The organism is Rhodobacter capsulatus, assembly GCF_005144475.1.
Classification (GTDB): Bacteria; Pseudomonadota; Alphaproteobacteria; order Rhodobacterales; family Rhodobacteraceae; genus Rhodobacter; species Rhodobacter capsulatus_C.
Map to the genome: position 1 here is coordinate 1 of NZ_SWJZ01000142.1, position 19,106 is coordinate 19,106.

At 69.5% G+C, this 19,106-nt stretch carries 19 protein-coding genes and 2 riboswitches; of the genes, 2 read left to right on the forward strand and 17 right to left on the reverse strand.

Annotated elements, in window-relative coordinates:
• Positions 1 to 35: 35 nt before the first annotated feature.
• The 11 genes from FBT96_RS19700 to cbiE all read right to left on the reverse strand — a co-directional run bounded on the left by FBT96_RS19700 (position 36) and on the right by cbiE (position 10,519).
• Positions 36 to 1,343, reverse strand: a complete 1,308-nt coding sequence (locus FBT96_RS19700) for a cobyrinate a,c-diamide synthase (RefSeq protein WP_136909669.1) — start codon at positions 1,341 to 1,343, stop codon at positions 36 to 38.
• On the reverse strand, positions 1,340 to 3,814 hold the full coding sequence (gene tcuA / locus FBT96_RS19705) for an FAD-dependent tricarballylate dehydrogenase TcuA (RefSeq protein WP_136909671.1): 2,475 nt from the start codon (positions 3,812 to 3,814) through the stop codon (positions 1,340 to 1,342). Before tcuA ends, FBT96_RS19700 begins: the two co-directional genes overlap by 4 nt.
• 40 nt (positions 3,815 to 3,854) lie before the next feature.
• Positions 3,855 to 4,697, reverse strand: a complete 843-nt coding sequence (locus tag FBT96_RS19710; protein WP_136909673.1) for an energy-coupling factor ABC transporter ATP-binding protein — start codon at positions 4,695 to 4,697, stop codon at positions 3,855 to 3,857.
• Positions 4,694 to 5,428, reverse strand: coding sequence for a cobalt ECF transporter T component CbiQ (cbiQ, locus tag FBT96_RS19715; protein WP_136909675.1), 735 nt, complete (start codon positions 5,426 to 5,428; stop codon positions 4,694 to 4,696). Before cbiQ ends, FBT96_RS19710 begins: the two co-directional genes overlap by 4 nt.
• A complete protein-coding gene (locus tag FBT96_RS19720) occupies positions 5,425 to 5,736 on the reverse strand; it encodes an energy-coupling factor ABC transporter substrate-binding protein (RefSeq protein ID WP_136909677.1) in 312 nt (103 codons plus the stop codon). The genes cbiQ and FBT96_RS19720 overlap by 4 nt, the downstream gene beginning before the upstream one ends.
• The gene (locus FBT96_RS19725; protein WP_136909679.1) at positions 5,736 to 6,404 is read right to left on the reverse strand and encodes an energy-coupling factor ABC transporter permease; all 669 of its coding nucleotides are present in this window, start codon (positions 6,402 to 6,404) and stop codon (positions 5,736 to 5,738) included. Before FBT96_RS19725 ends, FBT96_RS19720 begins: the two co-directional genes overlap by 1 nt.
• A 66-nt stretch (positions 6,405 to 6,470) precedes the next feature.
• A riboswitch (cobalamin riboswitch) is annotated at positions 6,471 to 6,692 on the reverse strand.
• A 34-nt stretch (positions 6,693 to 6,726) separates the two neighbouring features.
• Entirely contained in the window at positions 6,727 to 7,494 is a 768-nt protein-coding gene (cobF, locus tag FBT96_RS19730) for a precorrin-6A synthase (deacetylating) (RefSeq protein ID WP_136909681.1), read from the reverse strand.
• Between the two features lies 1 nt (position 7,495).
• Complete coding sequence (gene cobA, locus FBT96_RS19735) at positions 7,496 to 8,221, reverse strand: uroporphyrinogen-III C-methyltransferase (RefSeq protein ID WP_136909683.1); 726 nt, start codon at positions 8,219 to 8,221, stop codon at positions 7,496 to 7,498.
• Entirely contained in the window at positions 8,218 to 9,003 is a 786-nt protein-coding gene (gene cobM, locus FBT96_RS19740; RefSeq protein ID WP_136909685.1) for a precorrin-4 C(11)-methyltransferase, read from the reverse strand. The genes cobA and cobM overlap by 4 nt, the downstream gene beginning before the upstream one ends.
• A complete protein-coding gene (locus FBT96_RS19745; protein WP_346655948.1) occupies positions 9,000 to 9,347 on the reverse strand; it encodes a cobalamin biosynthesis protein in 348 nt (115 codons plus the stop codon). The genes cobM and FBT96_RS19745 overlap by 4 nt, the downstream gene beginning before the upstream one ends.
• The gene (cbiE, locus tag FBT96_RS19750; protein WP_136909689.1) at positions 9,329 to 10,519 is read right to left on the reverse strand and encodes a precorrin-6y C5,15-methyltransferase (decarboxylating) subunit CbiE; all 1,191 of its coding nucleotides are present in this window, start codon (positions 10,517 to 10,519) and stop codon (positions 9,329 to 9,331) included. Before cbiE ends, FBT96_RS19745 begins: the two co-directional genes overlap by 19 nt.
• On the opposite strand from cbiE, the gene FBT96_RS19755 reads away from it, so the two are divergent.
• Positions 10,518 to 11,273 (forward strand): cobalt-precorrin-6A reductase, encoded by a 756-nt coding sequence (locus FBT96_RS19755; protein WP_136909691.1) that lies wholly within the window; start codon positions 10,518 to 10,520, stop codon positions 11,271 to 11,273. The two genes, cbiE and FBT96_RS19755, sit on opposite strands and share 2 nt — an antisense overlap.
• Here FBT96_RS19755 and cobJ read toward each other — a convergent pair.
• Genes cobJ through FBT96_RS19785 form a run of 6 tightly spaced genes read right to left on the reverse strand, consistent with a single transcriptional unit; the run spans position 11,246 to position 18,040 of the window.
• Entirely contained in the window at positions 11,246 to 11,983 is a 738-nt protein-coding gene (gene cobJ, locus FBT96_RS19760; protein ID WP_136909693.1) for a precorrin-3B C(17)-methyltransferase, read from the reverse strand. The genes FBT96_RS19755 and cobJ overlap by 28 nt on opposite strands.
• A complete protein-coding gene (cobI, locus tag FBT96_RS19765) occupies positions 11,980 to 12,717 on the reverse strand; it encodes a precorrin-2 C(20)-methyltransferase (protein WP_136909695.1) in 738 nt (245 codons plus the stop codon). The genes cobJ and cobI overlap by 4 nt, the downstream gene beginning before the upstream one ends.
• 2 nt (positions 12,718 to 12,719) lie before the next feature.
• Positions 12,720 to 13,349, reverse strand: coding sequence for a precorrin-8X methylmutase (locus tag FBT96_RS19770; RefSeq protein WP_136909697.1), 630 nt, complete (start codon positions 13,347 to 13,349; stop codon positions 12,720 to 12,722).
• Positions 13,350 to 13,376: 27 nt separating this feature from the next.
• Entirely contained in the window at positions 13,377 to 16,613 is a 3,237-nt protein-coding gene (cobN, locus tag FBT96_RS19775; protein WP_136909699.1) for a cobaltochelatase subunit CobN, read from the reverse strand.
• On the reverse strand, positions 16,613 to 17,659 hold the full coding sequence (gene cobW / locus FBT96_RS19780) for a cobalamin biosynthesis protein CobW (protein WP_136909701.1): 1,047 nt from the start codon (positions 17,657 to 17,659) through the stop codon (positions 16,613 to 16,615). The genes cobN and cobW overlap by 1 nt, the downstream gene beginning before the upstream one ends.
• A 3-nt stretch (positions 17,660 to 17,662) precedes the next feature.
• Positions 17,663 to 18,040 carry a DUF1636 family protein gene (locus tag FBT96_RS19785; protein WP_136909703.1) on the reverse strand — a complete coding sequence of 126 codons (378 nt, stop codon included), beginning with the start codon at positions 18,038 to 18,040 and terminating at the stop codon, positions 17,663 to 17,665.
• A gap of 80 nt (positions 18,041 to 18,120) precedes the next feature.
• Positions 18,121 to 18,340: riboswitch (cobalamin riboswitch) on the reverse strand.
• 39 nt (positions 18,341 to 18,379) lie between these two features.
• On the opposite strand from FBT96_RS19785, the gene cobO reads away from it, so the two are divergent.
• Complete coding sequence (gene cobO, locus FBT96_RS19790; protein WP_136909705.1) at positions 18,380 to 19,018, forward strand: cob(I)yrinic acid a,c-diamide adenosyltransferase; 639 nt, start codon at positions 18,380 to 18,382, stop codon at positions 19,016 to 19,018.
• The last annotated feature ends 88 nt before the right edge of the window (positions 19,019 to 19,106 follow it).

Consider the following 19,106-nt stretch of genomic DNA (forward strand, 5'->3'; position numbering starts at 1 on the left):
GGCAAAGGCGGAGCCTTTGCCCGCCCGAAACCAGCTTACCCCGCGATCAGATGAAAGAAGCTGCCGGTCACATGGCCGCGCAAGGATCCGGTCTCGGGCACCGGATTGCCCGCCGCATCGCAGACCTTGGCAAGCGCCGCATCGGGTTGCTGCACGATCGTCGAATAATGGAACTCGTGCCCGTAAAGCCTTGTTCCCGCATCATATCCCGGCAGGGGCGCAAGCAGGTCCGCCGACCGATAGCCCAGATGCAACCGGCGTTTCTCATAGCTGGTGACCAGCCCCAGAAGCCCCGCCATAGGATGCGCCGTGCCTTCGGCATCGACGAGCGCCGCGCCCAGAACCATGTAGCCGCCGCATTCGCCATGCACGGGACGGGTTTCGGCAAAACGCCGCAATCCCTCCTTGAAGCGCGCGGCAGCGGCGATCCGACCGGCGTGCAGCTCGGGGTAGCCCCCCGGCAACCAGACCAGATCGGCCGACGGATCGGGCGCCTGATCCGCCAGGGGCGAGAACGGCAAGACCGTCACCCCCGCCCGCCGCCAGCCCTCCAGCATATGCGGATAGACGAAGGAAAAGGCGGCATCACGGGCCAGCGCGATCCGCCCCGCGGGCGCCGCGGGCCAGGCCCCGGGACCGGGCGCAGCCCCCGCCCCCGCCGCCGCCAGAAGCGCCGCAAGATCCACATGCGCCGCGACGAATTCGGCCAGCGCGTCAAGCGTCGCGTCAAGCCCCGCCTGTTCCTCGGCCTGCACCAGACCCAGATGCCGCTCGGGCAGGCTCAGATCCGCCCGCCGCGGCAGCGCGCCCAGCACGCACAGGCCCAGCCGGTCCATCTCGGCGCGGATCATCGCCTCGTGCCGCGGGCTTGCCACATGGTTCAGGATCACCCCCGCCAGCGGCGGCGCCTCGGGGTGGCGGGCAAAGCCAAGCGCCGTCGCCGCCGCCGACTGCCCCTGCCCCTTGACGTCAAGCACCAGCACGACGGGCCAGGAAAACATCCGCGCGATCTCGGCACTGGCGCCGCGGCCGCTGCGGCCCGGATCGGGCGGGCCGTCGTAAAGCCCCATCGCGCCTTCGAAAATCACCAGATCGGCGCCCGCCGCCTGACCGGCCAGCGCATCAAGCTGCGCCGGGTCCATCGCCCAGCCGTCCAGATTGTAACTGGGCCGCCCCGCGGCGACGGCATGAAAGGCGGGATCGATGTAATCGGGACCGTTCTTGAAGGGCTGAACCGCCAGACCGCGCCGGGTCAGCGCCCGCAACAGCCCCAGCGTCAGCGTCGTCTTGCCCGAGCCCGAGGCGGGCGCGGCAATCGCAAGACCCTTCGGCCAGTCGCTCATCTTTCGCCTCCCGTCCGGACGCGCCCTGATGCGTCGCGGCGGCGGGCCTTGTCAAGCCGCCGCGCCCGCGCCTCGGCCGCGGCGCGGATCAGCGAGATCAGCCGCCAGCCCCCGTGCGAGAGTTTGCCGAACGGCAGGCACAGCACCGCCCCGGCGACCGTGCCCAGATGCGCCGCCAGCAAAAGCCCCATCGCCGGGGTGTCGCGCAGGGCCAGCAGCACCAGCCCCGTGCCCGCCAGCATCGCCAGTTGCGCCCGCAGGAAGCGGTCCGACCGCGCCATCGCGGGCGTCTTCAGCGGATCGGGGCGCAGCGCCATCAGCGCAAGGCCCGCCAGCATCGCCACGCCCCCGGTCGTGCCAAGGATCACCGGCGGGCTGAGAAGCGGATAGGGCGCAAGATGGCCGCTGGCATGGGCGACATACCCCGCGACGGTCGCAAGGAAGGTCAGCCCGAAGCCGCCCGCCAGCAGATGATGCGCGAGGCGGCGCAGCCGCCCGGTCGGGCCGCGACGATCCTCGCAATCGTCAAGGTTGCGCAGCGTCAGCGCGTCGATCAGCCCCCGGCGCAGCGCCGCAAGGTCCACCCGCACCGGCCCGCGGCCCGCCTGCCAGAACAGCGCAAGGCGCAGCAGCAGCAGCAGCGCCGCAAGCCCCATCACCGCCGCCGTCGCCCCCGCCATCACGGGATGCGGGATCAGCGCGTAAAAGGCCCCGGGGCCGGTGTGAAGGCCAAAGACCCGCTCGAAAGGCTGCAAGATCAGCAGCAGAAGCGGCGGCAGCAGGCAGCAGGTCGCGAAGACGCCTTTCAGGAGGCCAAGCGGCTCGCGGTAGTCGGCGCGGCGCAGCGCGGCCAGCGTCGCGGGCAGGTTGACCGCGAAATCATGCGGCGCGGCATATTGGCAATCATGCACGCAGGACCGGCAATCGTGACACAGATGCGCCAGATGGCGCAGATCGCCCCGGCTCAGATCCGGGCGGCCCTGCGCGGCGGGAAAGACGGCGCAAAGCCCGGTGCAGAAGCCGCAGCTGTTGCACAGGTTGAGCGCCCGTTTCGCCTCGGCGAAGGGCTCGGTTTCGGGCGCGGGCGGGATCGGGTCTTGCGGCTGCGGAAGCGGCACGGGGGGCAACCTCGGCGCCAGGGCCGCCGCCTCCTGTCCGGCGATGCGGCCGAAGACGGCGGCGATGGTCAGACCGACGCCCGACAGATATCCCTCGCCCAGGATCGCGCCGCAAACATTTGTTCCGGCTGCAAAAAGCCGCGGCGCCGCGGTTTTGGCCAGGCGCACCCGCGCGGTGGCGTCGATGGCCAGACCGTAGCGGGTGAAGCCGATGCCGGGGATCATCGGGAGGGCGTGAAAGGGCGGCTCCAGCGGCGCCATCTCGCCCGTGCGCGGCGGATCAAGCGGGCGGGTCAGCGTCGCGGCAAGCCCCGCCGGATCGATGCCGCAAAGCCTGGCCAATGCCTCGGGCGTGGCGGCCGACACGGGCGGGTGCAACATCGGCGGCAGCTTTGTCGCGGCCTCGGCGCCCAGCACGATCCAGGCGCGCGGATCGGGGCGGGACAGCAGCTTGCGGGCCCAGACCGAATGGCGCTCGGGGCCCCTGACCGCGCCTTCATCGGCAAAGCGGCCCCCGTCGGCGCCGACGACGATGCCATGCTGCATCCCGTCGATCCGGCTGACGATGCCCGCATCGTGAAAGGGCGCGCGCGGATCGACGGCAACGACATGGCCATCGCCCGGCTTGCCCGCCGCCTGCGCGCCCTGCGCCAGCGCGTCCAGCAGCGGGCCGCCGAGCTGCTCGGGCGTGCCGCGATTGGCGATCACCGCGGCCCGCGCGCCAAGATGGACGGTCAGAAAATCGCGATTGGCGCCGGTGCCGCCGCAGGCCAGAACCAGCGCCTGCGCGGTGATCCGTTCCGCGCCGATCGTGACGGTCAGCGGGCCGTGAAACGCGGGATCGAAGGCCTCGGGCGGCAAACGCTCAACGGCGATCCCGGCGCGGATCTGCACGCCCAGACGCCGCGCCCGGGCCAAAAGCGCGTTCACCAGCGCCTGACCGCCGCCACGCAAAAAGACCGTGCGGCGGGAATAGGGCAGATTGCCCTCGGCCCAGGGTTCGAGCCGCACCCCCTGCGCGCGCAACCAGTCGGCCAGATCGCGCGAGCCTTCCGCCAGCGCCTTGGCCAGACCCGGATCGCCCGCGCCGACGCGCAAAAGATCGCGCTCGAATTCCGCGGCCGGGTAGCTGTCGCGCTGAAACGGCGTCTCGCGGTCCGAGGCCAGGCGGATGTTGCGCCCGTGCCGGGCATTGCCGCCCAGCCGTGCGGGCGGCGCGGCATCGAGCACCAGCACCGAGGCCCCCGCCTGCGCCGCCGCGATCGCGGCGCAAAGCCCGGCCAGCCCCGCGCCGATGACGAGAACGCCGACCGCGGCGGGCAAGGGCGATGGGGGGGCGGAGGTCAGGGTCATGATCCCAAAGTAACGCAAGGCGCGGCCAAGGAAAACCGGATCAGCGCCGGGTCCAGCCCGCCATCCGCGCGGCAAATTCGGCGCGGGTTTTCGGCAAGGCCGTTTCCGCCCCGAAAAGGCCCAGATCGCGCGCCGAAAGCGCAAGATCGATCAAGAGCGGCGGGCGCAGCCCCACCTCGGCCAGCGTCGCCCGATCGGAGAGCACCGCCTCGGTCGCGCCCTCGGCCAGCACCCGGCCGGTGCGAAACAGCGCCACCCGGTCGGCCAGCGCGGCGGCGAGATTGACGTCATGGGTGGAAAAGACCAGCGTCATCCCCCGCGCGATCAGCCCGCGCAAAAGGCTCAGCAACTGCTCTGACCCGGCCTCGTCCAGACCCGCGGTGGGTTCGTCCAGAAGCAGCACCTCGGGGCGCATCGCGACGGCACCGGCAATCGCCACCCGCCGCTTCTGCCCGCCCGACAGCATGTGCGTCGGCCGGTCGCGCAGATCGGAAATCGACAGCGCCGCAAGGGCTTCCTCGACCCGGGCGCGGGCCTCGGGCGCGGACAGGCCAAGGTTCAGCGGCCCGAAGGAGACATCCTCGAAGACCGTCGCGGCGAACAGCTGGTCGTCGGCGTCCTGCAGCACAAGGCCGACCCGGCGGCGCCAGTCGGTCAGATCCTTGCGGGCATGGCCGGTGGGAAGGCCCCCCAGCAAAACCCGGCCCGCCTGCGGGCGAAGCGTGCCGTTCAGATGCAAAAGCAGCGTCGATTTCCCGGCGCCGTTCGGGCCCAGGATCGCAAGGCTTTCGCCCTTCGACACCGAGAGCGACAGATCGTCGAGCGCTTTCACGCCGCCCGGAAAGGCATAGTGCAGCGCCTCGGCGGCAAGGATCGGGGTCACAGCAACACTCCCGCGGCAAGGATCGCGGCTTGCAGGGTCACGATCAGGCACAGCACGACCGGCGAGGCCGCGGGCCGCGTCGACAGAACCCGCATCTCGCCCTGCCAGTTGCGCGCGGCGAGCCCGGTTTCCAGACGCCGGGCGCGGGCCAGCGCCCGGGGCAGAAGCGCCGCGATCACCTGCGCGGTGGAGCGCAGCCAGCGACGGCGGGTGGCATGACCCAGGCGGGCGCGTTGCGCGGTGGTCATGGCGGCGGCCTCCTCGGCCAGAATGAAGACGAAACGATAGGTCAAAAGCGCGATCTCGATCAGCTCGGCGGGCACGCGCCAGCGGCGCAGACCGGACAGAAGATCGGCGGCCGGCGTGGTGGTGGCCAGAAAGAGCAGGCAGCAGGTCGCGGCCGTGGCCCGCATCACCAGCGCGGCGGCCTTGGCGGGGCCGTCCGGGGCAAGGCCGATGCCCTCGGGTCCGATCTGGATCAAGAGCACCCCCGCCCCGGTGGCAAGAAACCCAAGCGGCAGCACCGCGACCGAGGCCCAGAAACCAAGCGGCACCCGGGCGCCCAGAAAGGTGAAGGCCAGGATCGCCACCGCGACCAGCACCGCCCCGGGAAAGGGCGGCACGGTCACGGCCAAGGCAAGAAACCCCAGACCGATCAGGCACTTCTCGGCGAGCGGGCGGTTGCGCCAATGGCCCTGCGCCGCGACCCGATCGATCGAGGCGATGCTCATTCAGCCGGGACGGCCCGGGCGGCGGGGGCATCTTCGGCGCGGGCCTTGGCCGCGCCCTGACGGCGCCCGATCACCAGCCCGACGACAAAGGCGCCAAGCGCCGCCTGCAGCGCGAAGAACAGGCTTTCGACCTCGCCGCTGGGCGGTTCCCACAGCGGATCGGCCCAGGGGGCGAAGCCCGGAACGGTGGTCTCGATCATCTCGGCCGCCTGCCCGTCGGCGCCGCCGAATTCACCGCCCATCAGAAGCGGCACCACCACCAGCGCCACGGTTCCGGCCAGCAACCACAGTGTACGTTTGCTGCTCATCAGCGTGCCTCCCCGGCCAGAACGCGCAGTTTGTCTTCGTCGGCGACCTTGCCCGCCAGCGCATCGACGACGATCACGGTCAGGAAACCCTCGGCAATGGCGAGCGGGATCTGCGTCACCGCAAAGATCGAGCCGAATTTCAACGACGCCCCCAGGAAGCCCGAAACCGGGTCCGGATAGGCCAGCGCGAGTTGCAGCGAGGTCGTCACATAGGTCGCCAGATCGCCAAGACAGGCGGCCAGAAACACTGCGACGGCCATCGAGGCCCCGGCCTTGCCCGCCAGCTTATAGACGGCCCAGGCCACCCAGGGCCCGACAATCGCCATGGAAAAGGCATTGGCGCCCAGCGTCGTCAACCCGCCATGGGCAAGCAGAAGCGCCTGAAACAGCAGCACAATCACCCCCAGCACCGCCATGACCGAGGGGCCGAAGACGACCGCGCCCAGCCCGGTGCCGGTCGGATGCGAGCACGACCCGGTGACGGAGGGAATTTTCAGCGCCGACAGCACGAAGGCAAAGGCCCCCGCGGCGGCAAGGGTCATCCGGGCCTCGGGACGCTCGGCGACGATCTTGCGGATCTTCACCGCGCCCGCGACGACAAAGGGGACGGCGGCAAGGGACCAGCCAATGGCATGGGTGACGGGCAGATAGCCCTCCATGATATGCATGCGAACAACTCCACATCGAACGCGCCGCTTTCGGATTGACCGGGGACACCCCGCCCCGGGAAGGCTTGCGACGCCAGAGCGATGGCAGGTCTCCTGACTTGCGGTTCGATCAACTCGGGTCACCTTCCCGGCCGTTCTCCCCGGTGGATCGGGGGGGCCAGTGGCATTCGACCGTCGTCTCGCCGCTCACAGTTGCGGGGGCAGCCACGGATTAGGCCCCTGATGGGTAATCCTCACCGTGTTCCCTATTAATCCCGTCCAGTTGGGAACCATCGCCTGCTGGAGTAGCCGCGCGGCGGGGCGAGGTCAAGGCCGGGAAGCGTCACGCCGCGGGCACATTGCGACGCAGCAGGTAAATGTCCATCACCCAGCCGTGCCGGGCGCGCAGATCGGCCCGGGCCTGCAGGATGTTCCCGGTCACTTTCGCGACGGGGCCTGCGATCAGCACCTCCTCGGGCATCGCGACACAGGCGCCCCAGAAGATCGTCAGCCCTTGCGGATCAAGACTTTGGAACGAACAGTCGCCGTCAAGCATGGCGACGACCGTCTCGGCACCGGCGGGCCAGCCATGGTCGCGCAGCTGCCGCCCCGTCGTGATCATCACCGGCGCGCCGATATCATTGAGCGGGATCGCATGGGCGGCGCACAGCGCCTGAATCGCGGTGATGCCGGGGATGACCCTGGTGGTCAGATCGAGGCGGGATTTCAGCCGTTCGGCAATCCGCAGCGTGCTGTCGTAAAGCGAGGGATCGCCCCAGACCAGCAGCGCCACCCGACCGTCAAGCCCCGGACAATGGGCGGTGATTTCCGCAAGCCAGGCCTCGGCGATGGCATCGTGCCAATCATCCACGCCCTTGCGATAGGAGGGGTTGGCGGCATCGCGGACGGGCAGCGCGAAGTCGATGACCCGCGTTGCCGGGTTCGTCAGATGCGCGGCGCAGATCTGGCGGCGCAGCCCGGCCAGATCGGATTTGTCGGCGCCCTTGAGCGGGATCAGGATCAGATCGGCGGCGTTCATCGCATCGACCGCCTGCCCGGTGATATGGCGCGGGTTGCCGGTGCCGATGCCGATCAGGGAAAGCTCGATCATCTCAGGCCTCCGGCGCGTAAAGCGGACCGTAAAGAATGAGCGCGGGTCTGTCCGAACGTTCCTTGTCCAGGCTGGCCGCAAGATCCGCGACGGTCGAGCGGGTGACGGTCTGCTCGGGGTGGCCCACCGCCTCGGCCAGAAGCGCGGGCGTGTCGGGGGCCAGCCCATGCGCGATCAGATCGGCGGCCAGTTTCGGAAAGGTGCGCTTGCCCATGAAAACCACCGTCGTCGCGCCCGGATCGGACAGCGCCGCCCAGTTCAGCCCCTCGGGCAGATCGCCCGTCACATCGGCGCCGGTGACGAATTGCACGCGCCGCGCGGTCAGACGGCGGGTCAGCGGCAGCCCGGCCGCGGCGGCGGCAGCACAGGCCGAGGGCACGCCGGGGATGATCTCGTAAGCGATGCCCGCGCCGGTCAGCGCGTCCAGTTCCTCCTCGAGCCGGCCGAAAAGCCCCGAATCCCCCGATTTCAGCCGCACCACCCGCAGCCCGGTCAGCGCGTGATCGACCAGCAGCCGGTTCACATGATCCTGCTTCGGCGACGGCCGCCCGGCCCGCTTGCCGACCGCGATGAGTTCCGCCCCCGGGCGCGCATGGCCCAGGATCGGCCCGGCCGAGAGGTCATCGAACAGCACCACATCGGCCCTGGCGAGCCGGTCGGCGGCCTTCAGCGTCAGCAGCTCCGGATCGCCCGGACCCGAGGAGACGAAGGAAACGAAGCCGCTCATTCGGTGCCCTCCGGAAAGCGCGGATGGGTGCCCAAGGGGCGGTAGCGGCGGTCGTAATCGCCCGCGTAAAGACGGCTTTCCTCGAAATCCTCGGTGGCGAGCGACCGACCGACAAGGATCAGCGCCGTGCGCTCCATCTCGGCGCCGATGGCGGTTTGCAGGCTCGAAAGCGTCGCGCGCACGACGCGCTGATCGGGCCAGCTCGCGCGCCACACGACCGCAACCGGGCAATCTTCGCCGTAATGCGGCACCAGCTTTTGCACAACATCTTCAAGCACATGCACCGAGAGGTGAATGGCCAGAACCGCGCCGGTGCGGGCGAAATTCTCCAGCGTCTCGCCCGCGGGCATGGCCGAGGCCCGCCCCGAGGTGCGGGTCAGAATGACCGATTGCGCCACGCCCGGAAGCGTCAATTCGGCCCCCAGCGTCGCGGCGGCAGCGGCAAAGGACGGCACGCCGGGCGTCACGTCATAAGGTATGTTCAGCGCGCGCAGGCGGCGCAGCTGCTCGCCCATCGCCGACCAGATCGACAGATCCCCCGAATGCAGGCGCGCCACATCCTGCCCCGCGGCATGGGCCTCGGCGATCGTGTCGATGATCGCATCGAGGCTCATCGGTGCGGTGTTGACGATCTTCGCGCCGGGCGGACAATGGCTCAGCAACGCCTCGGGCACAAGGCTTCCGGCATACAAGCAGACCGGACACGACGCGATCAGGTCGCGGCCCCGGATCGTGATCAGATCCGCCGCCCCCGGCCCCGCGCCGATGAAATGCACCGTCATTCGTCCTCTCCCTCCGCCACGGCAAGGACCACCCCGCCGATCACCTGTCGGGGCAGCACCAGCCGCGCCCCCTTGCCCGCCGCGACCAGCGCCGCGGCCTCCGCCACCGATCCGGTGCCTTTCAGCGCCCGGACCCGCTCCGATTGCGCGGGCGTGTCCACCCCCGCCACCGTGACGCCGATCACCCGATAGTCGGGCAAAGCGGCGGCAAGCTCTTCGGCTTTTTCGCGCGCCGTGGCAAGAGCATCCACCTGTCCCACGGACGCGACGGCCTGGCGCAGCGGTTTTGCCCCGGCGCCAGAGCGAAAACCGACACCGGCCACCCTCATCGCCGCCCGCTCCATTGCAGCTGCGGACGGCTGGGCGACCAGCCGCGCATCCGGCCCAGCGGCTGCGCTTCGGCAAGGTCGATGCGCAAAAGCTGGCCGCCATGGCGGGCGTGCAGGTCGGTCAGCAGCGTTTCGGACTCAAGCGTCACCGCATTCGCGACGATCCGCGTGCCGGGGGCAAGCAGATCCCAAAGCCGGTCGTAAAGCGGCTGCGCGCCACCGCCGCCGATGAACACCGCCTCGGGCAGGGGCAGACCGGTCAGCGCCTCGGGGGCCGTGCCATGGACCGCCCGCATCCGCGGGAAAAGCCCGTAAGTGTCGATATTCTTTTGGATATTCTCGATCCGGTCGGGGCGCGGCTCGATCGTGATCGCGCGACCGCCCGCCAGACACCATTCGACCGAAACCGAGCCCGAGCCGCCGCCGATATCCCACAAAAGCTCGCCCCGGCGCGGCGCCAGCGCGGCCAAGGTCAGCGCCCGCATCGGCGATTTGGTGATCTGCCCGTCATGCGCAAAGGCGCTTTCCGGCCGCCCGGGCACCTGCGAAAGCCCGGCGCCCGGGGCGAGACCCGCGCCATCAAGCGCCACCGTGACCAAAGCGGAAACATCAGTCAAATCATAGTCTTGCGCGGCAATGTTGCGCAGCATTTCGGCCGGACCGCCCAACCGCTCGGCCAAGACCATCCGCACCGCGCCAAGCCCGTTTTCGACCAGCCAGCCCGCCAGATCGCCCACCCCCGCGCCATCCCGCAGCGTCACGACGGCCCGAACGCCCCGCGCGAGCACCGGCAGCAACCGCCCGAAAGGCGCCGCATGCAGGCCAAGCGCGGTGACCTCCTCGATCCGCCAGCCCAGCCGCGCGCAGAGATGCGACACCACCCCGGGCACCGGAAAGGCCTGCCATTCCCCGGGCGAAAGCCGTTCCGCCAGCATCGAGCCCGCCCCGAACCAGAACGGATCGCCCGAGGCCAGAACCACCGTCGTCCGCCCGCGGCAGGCCAAAACCGGTGCGATCTCAAAGGGCACGGGCCAGGCCCGCCCCCGATCGCCCGCCGCCACAAGCGCCAGATGCCGCGGCCCGCCAAAGATGATCTCGGCCTTTTCCAGCGCCTGACGGCTTGCCAAAGGCAGCCCATCAAGGCCATCTTCGCCCAGACCCACGATGCTCAACCACGGATCAGACATGACGCGCCTCCTTGTGCTTGGCGGCACCACCGAAGCCAGCCGACTGGCAAAAACCCTTGCCGATCAGGGCTTTGACGCGGTCTTTTCCTATGCGGGCCGCACCGATGCGCCAATCGCCCAGCCGCTGCCCACCCGCATCGGCGGCTTTGGCGGCGTCGCGGGGCTGGTGGACTATCTGACGCGCGAGGGCGTGACCCATGTGATCGACGCGACGCACCCCTTTGCCGCGCAGATGAGCGCGCATGCGGTGGCGGCCTGTGCGCAAACCGGCGTGGCCCTTTGCGCTTTCGAGCGCGCGCCCTGGGCCGCGCAGCCGGGCGACCGCTGGACCCATGTCGCCGACCTTGCCGGGGCGGTTGCCGCGCTGCCGCAAGCGCCCGCCCGCGTCTTTCTGGCGATCGGCAAGCAGCACCTGGCCGGGTTTTCCGCCGCAGCGCAGCATCACTATTTGCTGCGGCTGGTGGACCCGCCCGAGGGGCCGCTGCCCCTGCCCGATGCGACGGCCGTCATCGCCCGCGGACCCTTTACGATTCAAGGGGATACGGAATTGCTGCGCAGCGAAGCCATCACCCATATCGTTGCGAAGAACGCCGGGGGCGCGGGGGCCGAGGCGAAGCTGGTGGCCGCCCGCAGCCTTGGCCTGCCGGTCATCCTGATCGACCGGCCCGCCGTCCCCGCGCGCGCGATCCGCGCCACGCTCGAGGGGGTGATGGGCTGGCTTGCCGATCACGGCGCGACGCCGCGCGGCGTGTAGACCCAGGGCCCGACGCGGCGGGTGCTGGCATTGCCGACCAGAACCACGGTCCGCATGTCGGCCATCTCGGGCGTCGCGTCGCGCAATTCAACCACGGTGATCGCCTGCTCGGGGGTGGTCACGGCGCGGGCGAACAGGATCAGCCGCCCGGGCTCGCATTCCTCGCGCAGGATCTCCAGCACGCGGGCGAATTGATGCGGACGCGATTTCGAGCGCGGATTGTAAAAGGCCATGGCGAAATCGCCGCGCGCCGCGTGCCGCAGCCGCTTTTCGAGAATTTCGAAAGGTTTGAGATTGTCCGAAAGATTGATGGCGCAGAAATCATGGCCCAGCGGCGCCCCGGCCGCCGCCGCCGCCGCCAGCATCGCGGTGATGCCGGGCAGGATGCGGATTTCCGTTCCGGCATATTCGGGATGGGCTTCCAGCGCCTCGAACAGCGCCGAGGCCATGGCAAAGACCCCAGGATCGCCCGAAGACACCACCACGACACGCCGACCTTCTGCCGCCATTTCAAGGGCATGCGTCGCGCGGTCAAGTTCGACCCGGTTGTCGGTCGGATGCAGTACCAGCCCCTCGCGCGGGGCGATGCGGGCGACGTAAGGGATGTAGCCGACGATATCGGTCGCCTCGGCCAGGGCCGCGGTGACTTCGGGCGTCACCAGATCTTCGCGCCCGGGCCCAAGCCCGGCAACAGTGACCCAACCGCTCATGCCTCGTCCCCCAGTTCCGGCCGCCGCCCCTGCCCGTGCACCAGCACGATGGCGAAATAGGGGCAATCCTCCTCGGCCACATCGACCAGACGCGCGATGCGCTGCGTCGGCATCGTGCCGCGCTCGACCAGCCACGCGGCGTCGAGCCGCCCCGTAACCGCAAGCGCACGCTTGATTTTCGGCAGGTTGCGCCCGGTCTTCATCACCACGATCGCGTCCGACCTTGCCATATGCGCGACCAGATCCGCCTCGGGCAAAGTGCCCGCCATCACCGTCAGCACATCGTCGCCCCAGGTGATCGGCGTGCCCGTCGCCCACCAGCAGCCGACCATGCCGGGGATGCCGGGGATCACCTCGACCTCGGCGCGGCCCTGCAGGCGGGTGTAAAGATGCATGAACGAGCCATAAAGAAAGGGGTCGCCTTCGCAGAGCACCACAATATCGCGGGTTTTCGAAAGTTCCGAAAGCCGCGAAGCCCAATCGTCATAAAACCGCGCCAGAGCTTCGATATATTCGGGACTGTCGAACGGAAGTTCGGTGGTGACCGGATATTCCATCGCATGTTCGACGACATCGGGGCGCAGCATCCCCTCGACGATCCGCCGCGTCTGACCGGCCCGCCCGGCCTTGCGAAAATGCGCGATGTCGGTGGCGGCGCGAATCGCGCGGTCGGATCTCACCGAGATCAGATCCGGGTCGCCCGGCCCAAGCCCCGCGCAAAGGATGCGTCCCATCTCTATTCCTTCCGGCAGGCCAAGGCGTTCACCGCGGCCACGGTGATCGCCGAGCCGCCCAGCCGCCCTTCGACAATGACCCAGGGCACCGGATTGGCCAGCGCCAGCGCCGCTTTCGATTCCGCCGCGCCGATGAAGCCCACCGGGCAACCGATGATCGCCGCAGGACGCGGGCAGGTCGGGTCTTCCAACATGTTCAACAGATGGAACAAAGCCGTCGGCGCATTGCCGATCGCCACCACCGCGCCCGCAAGCTTCGGCCGCCACAGCTCCAGCGCCGCGGCCGAACGGGTGTTCTCCATCTCCTGCGCCAGCGCGGGCACGCGGGGGTCTTGCAGCGTGCAGATCACCTCGTTTTGCGCGGGCAGACGGGCGCGGGTGATGCCCTCGGACACCATCCGTGCATCGCAGAGGATCGGCGCGCCCGCCTCCAACGCCGCGCGGGCGGCAATCGCCATGCCCGGCGCGAAGCGGACGTGGTTTTCCAGCCCGACCATCCCGGCGGCATGGATCATGCGGACCACCACCACCTCTTCTTCCGGGGTGAAACGGGCCAGATCGGCCTCGGCGCGGATCGTCGCGAAGGATTGCACGTAGATCTTCGCGCCGTCCTTTTCATAGTCATGGGGCATCGGGGGTCATCCTTCGGGTTGGCGCGCTCATAGCCTCTCCTCAAGGCTCGCCGCAATCGAATTGCGCCGCGTCTGCCAGAGGCCCGCCTCGGCCAGGCGTTGGAACAGATCGCGCATCGCCGCCAGTGCCGCGGGGTTCTCACGTTCCAGAAAGTCGCGAACCTCGTCGCGGCCCAGCGTCGCCTCGTGGTAAAGGTCGAACAGATGCGCGGGCACGACTTGCGCCAGATGCGCGAAAGCCGCCATGTGGTCCAGCGTCGCGGCGATTTCGGCGCCGCCGCGGAAGCCATGACGCATCATGCCATCGGCCCAGGCCGGATTCGCGGCCCGCGCCCGCACGACGCGGGCGATTTCCTCGGGCAGCGAACGGGCGCGGGGCCGGGTCGGGTCGGTGGCGTCAAGGTGGTAAAGCGCTGGCGCCTCGGCCCCCAGCCGGGCCAGCGCGGCGGCGAAACCGGCCTCATGCGCGGCATAGTCGGAGGCGAGCAGGATATCGCTTTCGGGCAGATCCTGCGCATGCACGAAACTGTCCGCGCCCCGCAGCCGGGCTTCAAGCCCGGCCCGGTTCGCGCGGATTTCGCCTTTCTTGTCAATCGTGTAGGAGGAGGCCGCAAGCCAGGCCTCCCCGGCCCTTGCGCGGGCTTCGGGGGTAAAGGCGTCCAGCGCCGGGCCCATGCTCAGCCCGTATTGGCCGGGACGGGGGCCGAAAACGCGCGGGGCCGCAGCCCGGTAGGGGTTGTCCTCGGGCGTTTCCTCGCGCAGCGCCAGCGCCTCGGCCCCGGTCTCGAACAGCTGCGCAAGGCCCGGGAAGATGTCGCGGAAAAGGCCCGAAACACGCAAAGTCACGTCGATGCGCGGGCGGCCCAGCAGCGCAAGCGCGATCACCTCGACGCCCGAAACGCGGGCCGCGCCCTCGTCCCAGACCGGTTTCAGCCCCGCCAGATGCAGCGCCATGGCGAATTCCTCGCCCGCCGTCCGCATCGTGGCCGAGCCCCAGAGATCGACGACAAGACCGCGCGGCCAGTCGCCATGATCCTGCAAGTGCTTGCGCAGCAGTTCCTCGGCCAGCTTCACCCCCTGCGCGTAAGCGGCACGCGAGGGCACGGCGCGGGGATCGACGGAAAAAAGGTTGCGCCCGGTCGGCAGCACGTCCGCGCGCCCGCGCGCCGGGCTGCCCGAGGGGCCGGGGGGCACGCGTTTGCCCGCCAAAGCCCCCGACAGCCCCGCCTGTTCGGCGGCGCCGCAAACGCCCTGCCCCAGCACATGCAGCCCGTCGCCAAAAAGGCTTTCCTTGATATCGCAGACAAAACGGTCGATGCGGGTGATCGCTTCCGCGGCCGAGGCCGTGGCGGGAATGCCCAGATCGTCCTCGACGCCGCTGGCCCGGGCCTCGTCGCGGATGTCAGATATCAGCCGGTCACGCCGCGCGGGGTCAAGCCCGTCGGCGGTGGAATATTCGTCCAGAAGCCGTTCCAGCCGCACCATCCCCTCGGGCACGGCCGAGGCCGACAGCGGCGGCGGCAGATGGCCCAAAGTCACGGCGGACAGGCGGCGTTTCGCCTGCGCCGCCTCGCCCGGGTCGTTGACGATGAAGGGATAAATCACCGGCAGCGGGCACAGCGCCTCGGGCCAGCAGGTGTCCGACAGCGCGACAGCCTTGCCCGGCAGCCATTCGAGCGTGCCATGCGCGCCCATATGCACCAAAGCGTCGATGCCCTGCGCCCGCAGCCACAGATAAAAGGCGACATAGCCATGCCGCGGCACGCGGGAAAGATCGTGATACTCGCCGTCGCGGGTTTGCACATCGCCGCGTTCGGGTTGCAGCGCGATCAGCGCGGCGCCGCGGCGCAGGGCGGCAAAGTGAAAGGCGCCGTCGGCGCAGGCGGGATCGGCCTCGGGCGCGCCCCAGGCCGCGGTCAGATCGGCGCGCAGCTTTTCGGGCAGGGTGGCGAAGGCGGTCAGATAATCGGACAGGGGCCAGGCCAGACGCCCGGTCGTCAGTGTCTCAAGCGCGGCGCCGGGGGCGATGGCATAGCCCTCGGCGGCGAGTTGGGACAAAAGCGCCTCGGTCGAGGCGAGCGCATCCAGCCCCACCGCATGGGCCATCTGCCACGCCCGGCCGGGATAGGTCGAAAGCACCACCGCCAGCTTGCGCGCGGCAGCGGGCGTTTCGGCCAGCCGGTGCCAAAGGGTGATGCGATCGAGCGCGGCCGCGATCCGCGCCGGATCGGCGCGATGGGCGAAGCGGGAATATTCCAGATCGGGATCGCGCGGCTCGGGCGCCTTGAAGGAGACGACACCGGCGAAAAGACGGCCATCGACCTCGGGCAGGACGACATGCATGGCCAGATCGGCAGGCGAGAGGCCACGGTCCGCCAGCGCCCAGTCGCGCTTGCGGGCGGTCGAAAGCGCGACCTGGAAGACCGGCACATCGTAGCGGTCAAAGGGCGTCGTGCCATCGGCGCCCTGCGCCGAAAAGGCGGTGGCGTTGATGACCAGCGCCGGGCGGCGGCCGTCCAGCCGCGCCTGCAGCGCATCGCCCAGCCCCTCGGATTTGAGCGAGGCCGCGAAGACGCCGCAAGCCGCAAAGCCGCGCGCGCGCAGGCCATGGATCAGCGCGTCAATGGGCGCGGTATCGGCCGAGGTCAGGTAAGAGCGGTAGAACGAGACCAGCGCCAAGGGGCCCTCGCCCTCGGGCGCGGGGATCACGCCTTCGGCCGGATCGTAAAAGCCCCAGTCGGGCAGGCGCTTGTCCCCCGGCACCGGCGGCGCGTAAAGGCCGGAGGCAAGGGCGAGCTGCGCCAGGGCCGCCTGCGCCGCCACCGCGCCGCCCGCATCGCAGAGTTCCTTGAGCCTGCGCAGCGTCGAGACCGGCAGCGTGGAGAGCGCATCCAGCCGGTCATCGGCGCGGCCATCCGCCGGCAGAACGGCCAGCGCAATCCCCTTGCGGCGGCACAGATCCTGCACCGAGGCCAGACCATAGGGCCAGTAAGCCTCGCCGCCGATCAGCCGGATCAGGATCCCCTTGGCGCCGGAAAGCGTGTTTTCGACATAGGTATCGACCGAAATCGGATGTTTCAGCGCCACCAGATTGGCCAGCCGCAGCGAGGGCAGCCGCCCGCCCCCGCGTTTCCAGCCCGCCGCGAAAGCCCCCAGATCGCTGTCAGAGAGCGACAGCACCACAAGATCCGCCGGGCGCTGACCCAGATCGGTCGGCACCGCGGTTTCCTCGAGCCCGTGGCTTTCGCGGAAGACGACATGCATCAGGCACAAACCCCGCCCAGCAGCACGGCGCGGATCGCGGCCTCGTCGACATCGTGATGTTCCGCGATCACCACCAGCGCGGAACGGCGGGCGTCCGCACCCCAGGGCCGGTCGTATTGATGCCGCACGCGCTCGCCCACGGCCTGCACCAAAAGCCGCATCGGCTTGCCCGCAACGGCGACATGGCCCTTGACGCGCAGGATGTTTTGCTCGCGCGCCAGCCGCTCGATCGCGGCCACCAGCGCCGCCGGATCGGCGATTTCGGGCAGCTCGATCACCACCGTGTCGAAATCGTCATGCTCATGCTCGCCGTGATCGTCGTGATGGCTGGGCCGGGCGGCCAGATCGTCTTCGGCGGCGGCGCCAAGGCCGAGGATCACCTTCGGATCGATCACGCCTTCGGTCAGCGGCAGGATCGGCAATTTGCGCGGCAGCTCCGCCTCGATCAGCGCGCGGGCGGCGGCCAGACCCTCCGCCCCGGCCAGATCGGCTTTCGACAGAAGGATGATATCGGCACAGGCGATCTGATCCTCGAAGACCTCGGACAGCGGGGTTTCGTGATCGATGCTCTCATCGGCCAGACGCTGCGCATCGACGGCGGCGACATCGGGGGCGAACCGGCCCGCGGCGACGGCCTCGGCATCGGCGACGGCGATGACGCCATCCACCGTGATCTTCGAGCGGATCGCGGGCCAGTCGAAGGCCTTCAGAAGCGGTTTCGGCAGCGCCAGCCCCGAGGTCTCGATCAGGATATGATCGGGACGGACGGGCCGGGCCAGCAGCGCCTCGATCGTGGGCACGAATTCATCAGCGACGGTGCAGCAGATGCAGCCATTCGCCAGCTCGACGATGTTTTCATCGGGGCAGTTTTCGTCGGCGCATTGGCGCAGGATCTCGCCATCGACGCCGACAGTGCCGAATTCATTGACCAGAACGGCCAGCTTGCGGCCCTCGGGATTGGCCATCAGATGGCGGATCAGCGTGGTTTTCCCCGCGCCCAGAAAGCCGGTGATCACGGTGACGGGGATTTTGGTCAGATCGGACATGGCTCACTCCTGAGACGGGACATTCTGCGGGGGAATACGGGCAAGACATTGCTTGCGAAAGATTTCCGGGCGCTCGCGCCAGGGGATCAGGCCCTTCTCGGCGGCCTCGAACTGGGCTGCACCGGTCAGGATCGTTTCGGCGTCGCGGGCCTCGAGGCGGCCGAAGACATAGGACCATTTGCCGGGGCCGGACAGCGCGATGGCGCAGCCTTGCGTGCAGGCGGAAAGACATTCGACCGGCACCACCGTCACCCCCTCGGGCACGGGCAGCGCGGCCAGCGCATGGGCCAGAAGCGCGCCCGGACGGGGCGCGGCCTCCTCGGCCAGCGGCGCCGCAGCGGTGCCGCGACAGGTGGTGCAGACATGCAGCGTGGTGGCCATCGCCCCTCCTGATGGGTTTGGGGGAACGGCCAGAGTGAGAGCGCATGCGCCCTGCCCCCGGTCGCGGAACACCCCGTCCGCCCGAAATCCATGCGCTGGCAGGTCTCCCGGCTTGCGGATGCGAGGGATGCCCCTCACGGTCGCCCCGCCTTCCCGGCTGTTGCCAGTGGCTTGGGGCGCCCTCTCCGGTCACGGTCGCGGGGGCGGCTGCGGTCGGGTTTCGCGGCAAAGCCGTCGCAATTCCCTTCACATTCCCTCTTCGCCTGTCATAGGACAGAAACCAGCGCCCGCCCTGAGTGGCCAAGACGCGATCTATTGTCAAGCGCGAGGACCGCCCCGATGACGCCCGAAAACGACAGCCCCGACACCGGACCGGACGAACTGGCCCGGCATGCCTCGAAGATGGCGAAGAAGAAAGCCGCCCGCGACAAGATCATGGCGGGGAAATCGGGGGAAAAGGGGCTGATCATCGTGCATACCGGCTCGGGCAAGGGGAAATCCTCGGCCGGGTTCGGGATGATTCTGCGCTGCATCGCGCATGAGATGCCCTGCGCGGTGGTGCAGTTCATCAAGGGCGCCTGGGATACGGGCGAGCGACGCTTGCTGACGACGCATTTCGGCGATCTGTGCCAGTTCCATGCGATGGGCGAGGGCTTCACCTGGGAAACCCAGGACCGCGAGCGCGACATCGCGGCGGCGCAGGCGGGCTGGGAAAAGGCGAAAGAGCTGATCCGCGACCCGGAGATCCGGATGGTGCTGCTCGACGAGATCAACATCGCGCTGCGCTACGGCTATCTGGATGTCGAGGAGGTGCTGGCCTTCCTGCGCGACGCGCGGCCCGAGAGGACCCATGTCGTGCTGACCGGCCGCAACGCCGCCGAGGCGCTGATCGAGGCGGCCGATCTGGTGACCGAGATGGGACAGGTGAAACACCCGTTCCGGGCGGGCATCAAGGGCCAGGCCGGGGTGGAGTTCTGAGGGAAGGGGGGGGGGGGGGGGGGGGGGGGGGGGGGGGGGGGGGGGGGGGGGGGGGGGGGGGGGGGGGGGGGGGGGGGGGGGGGGGGGG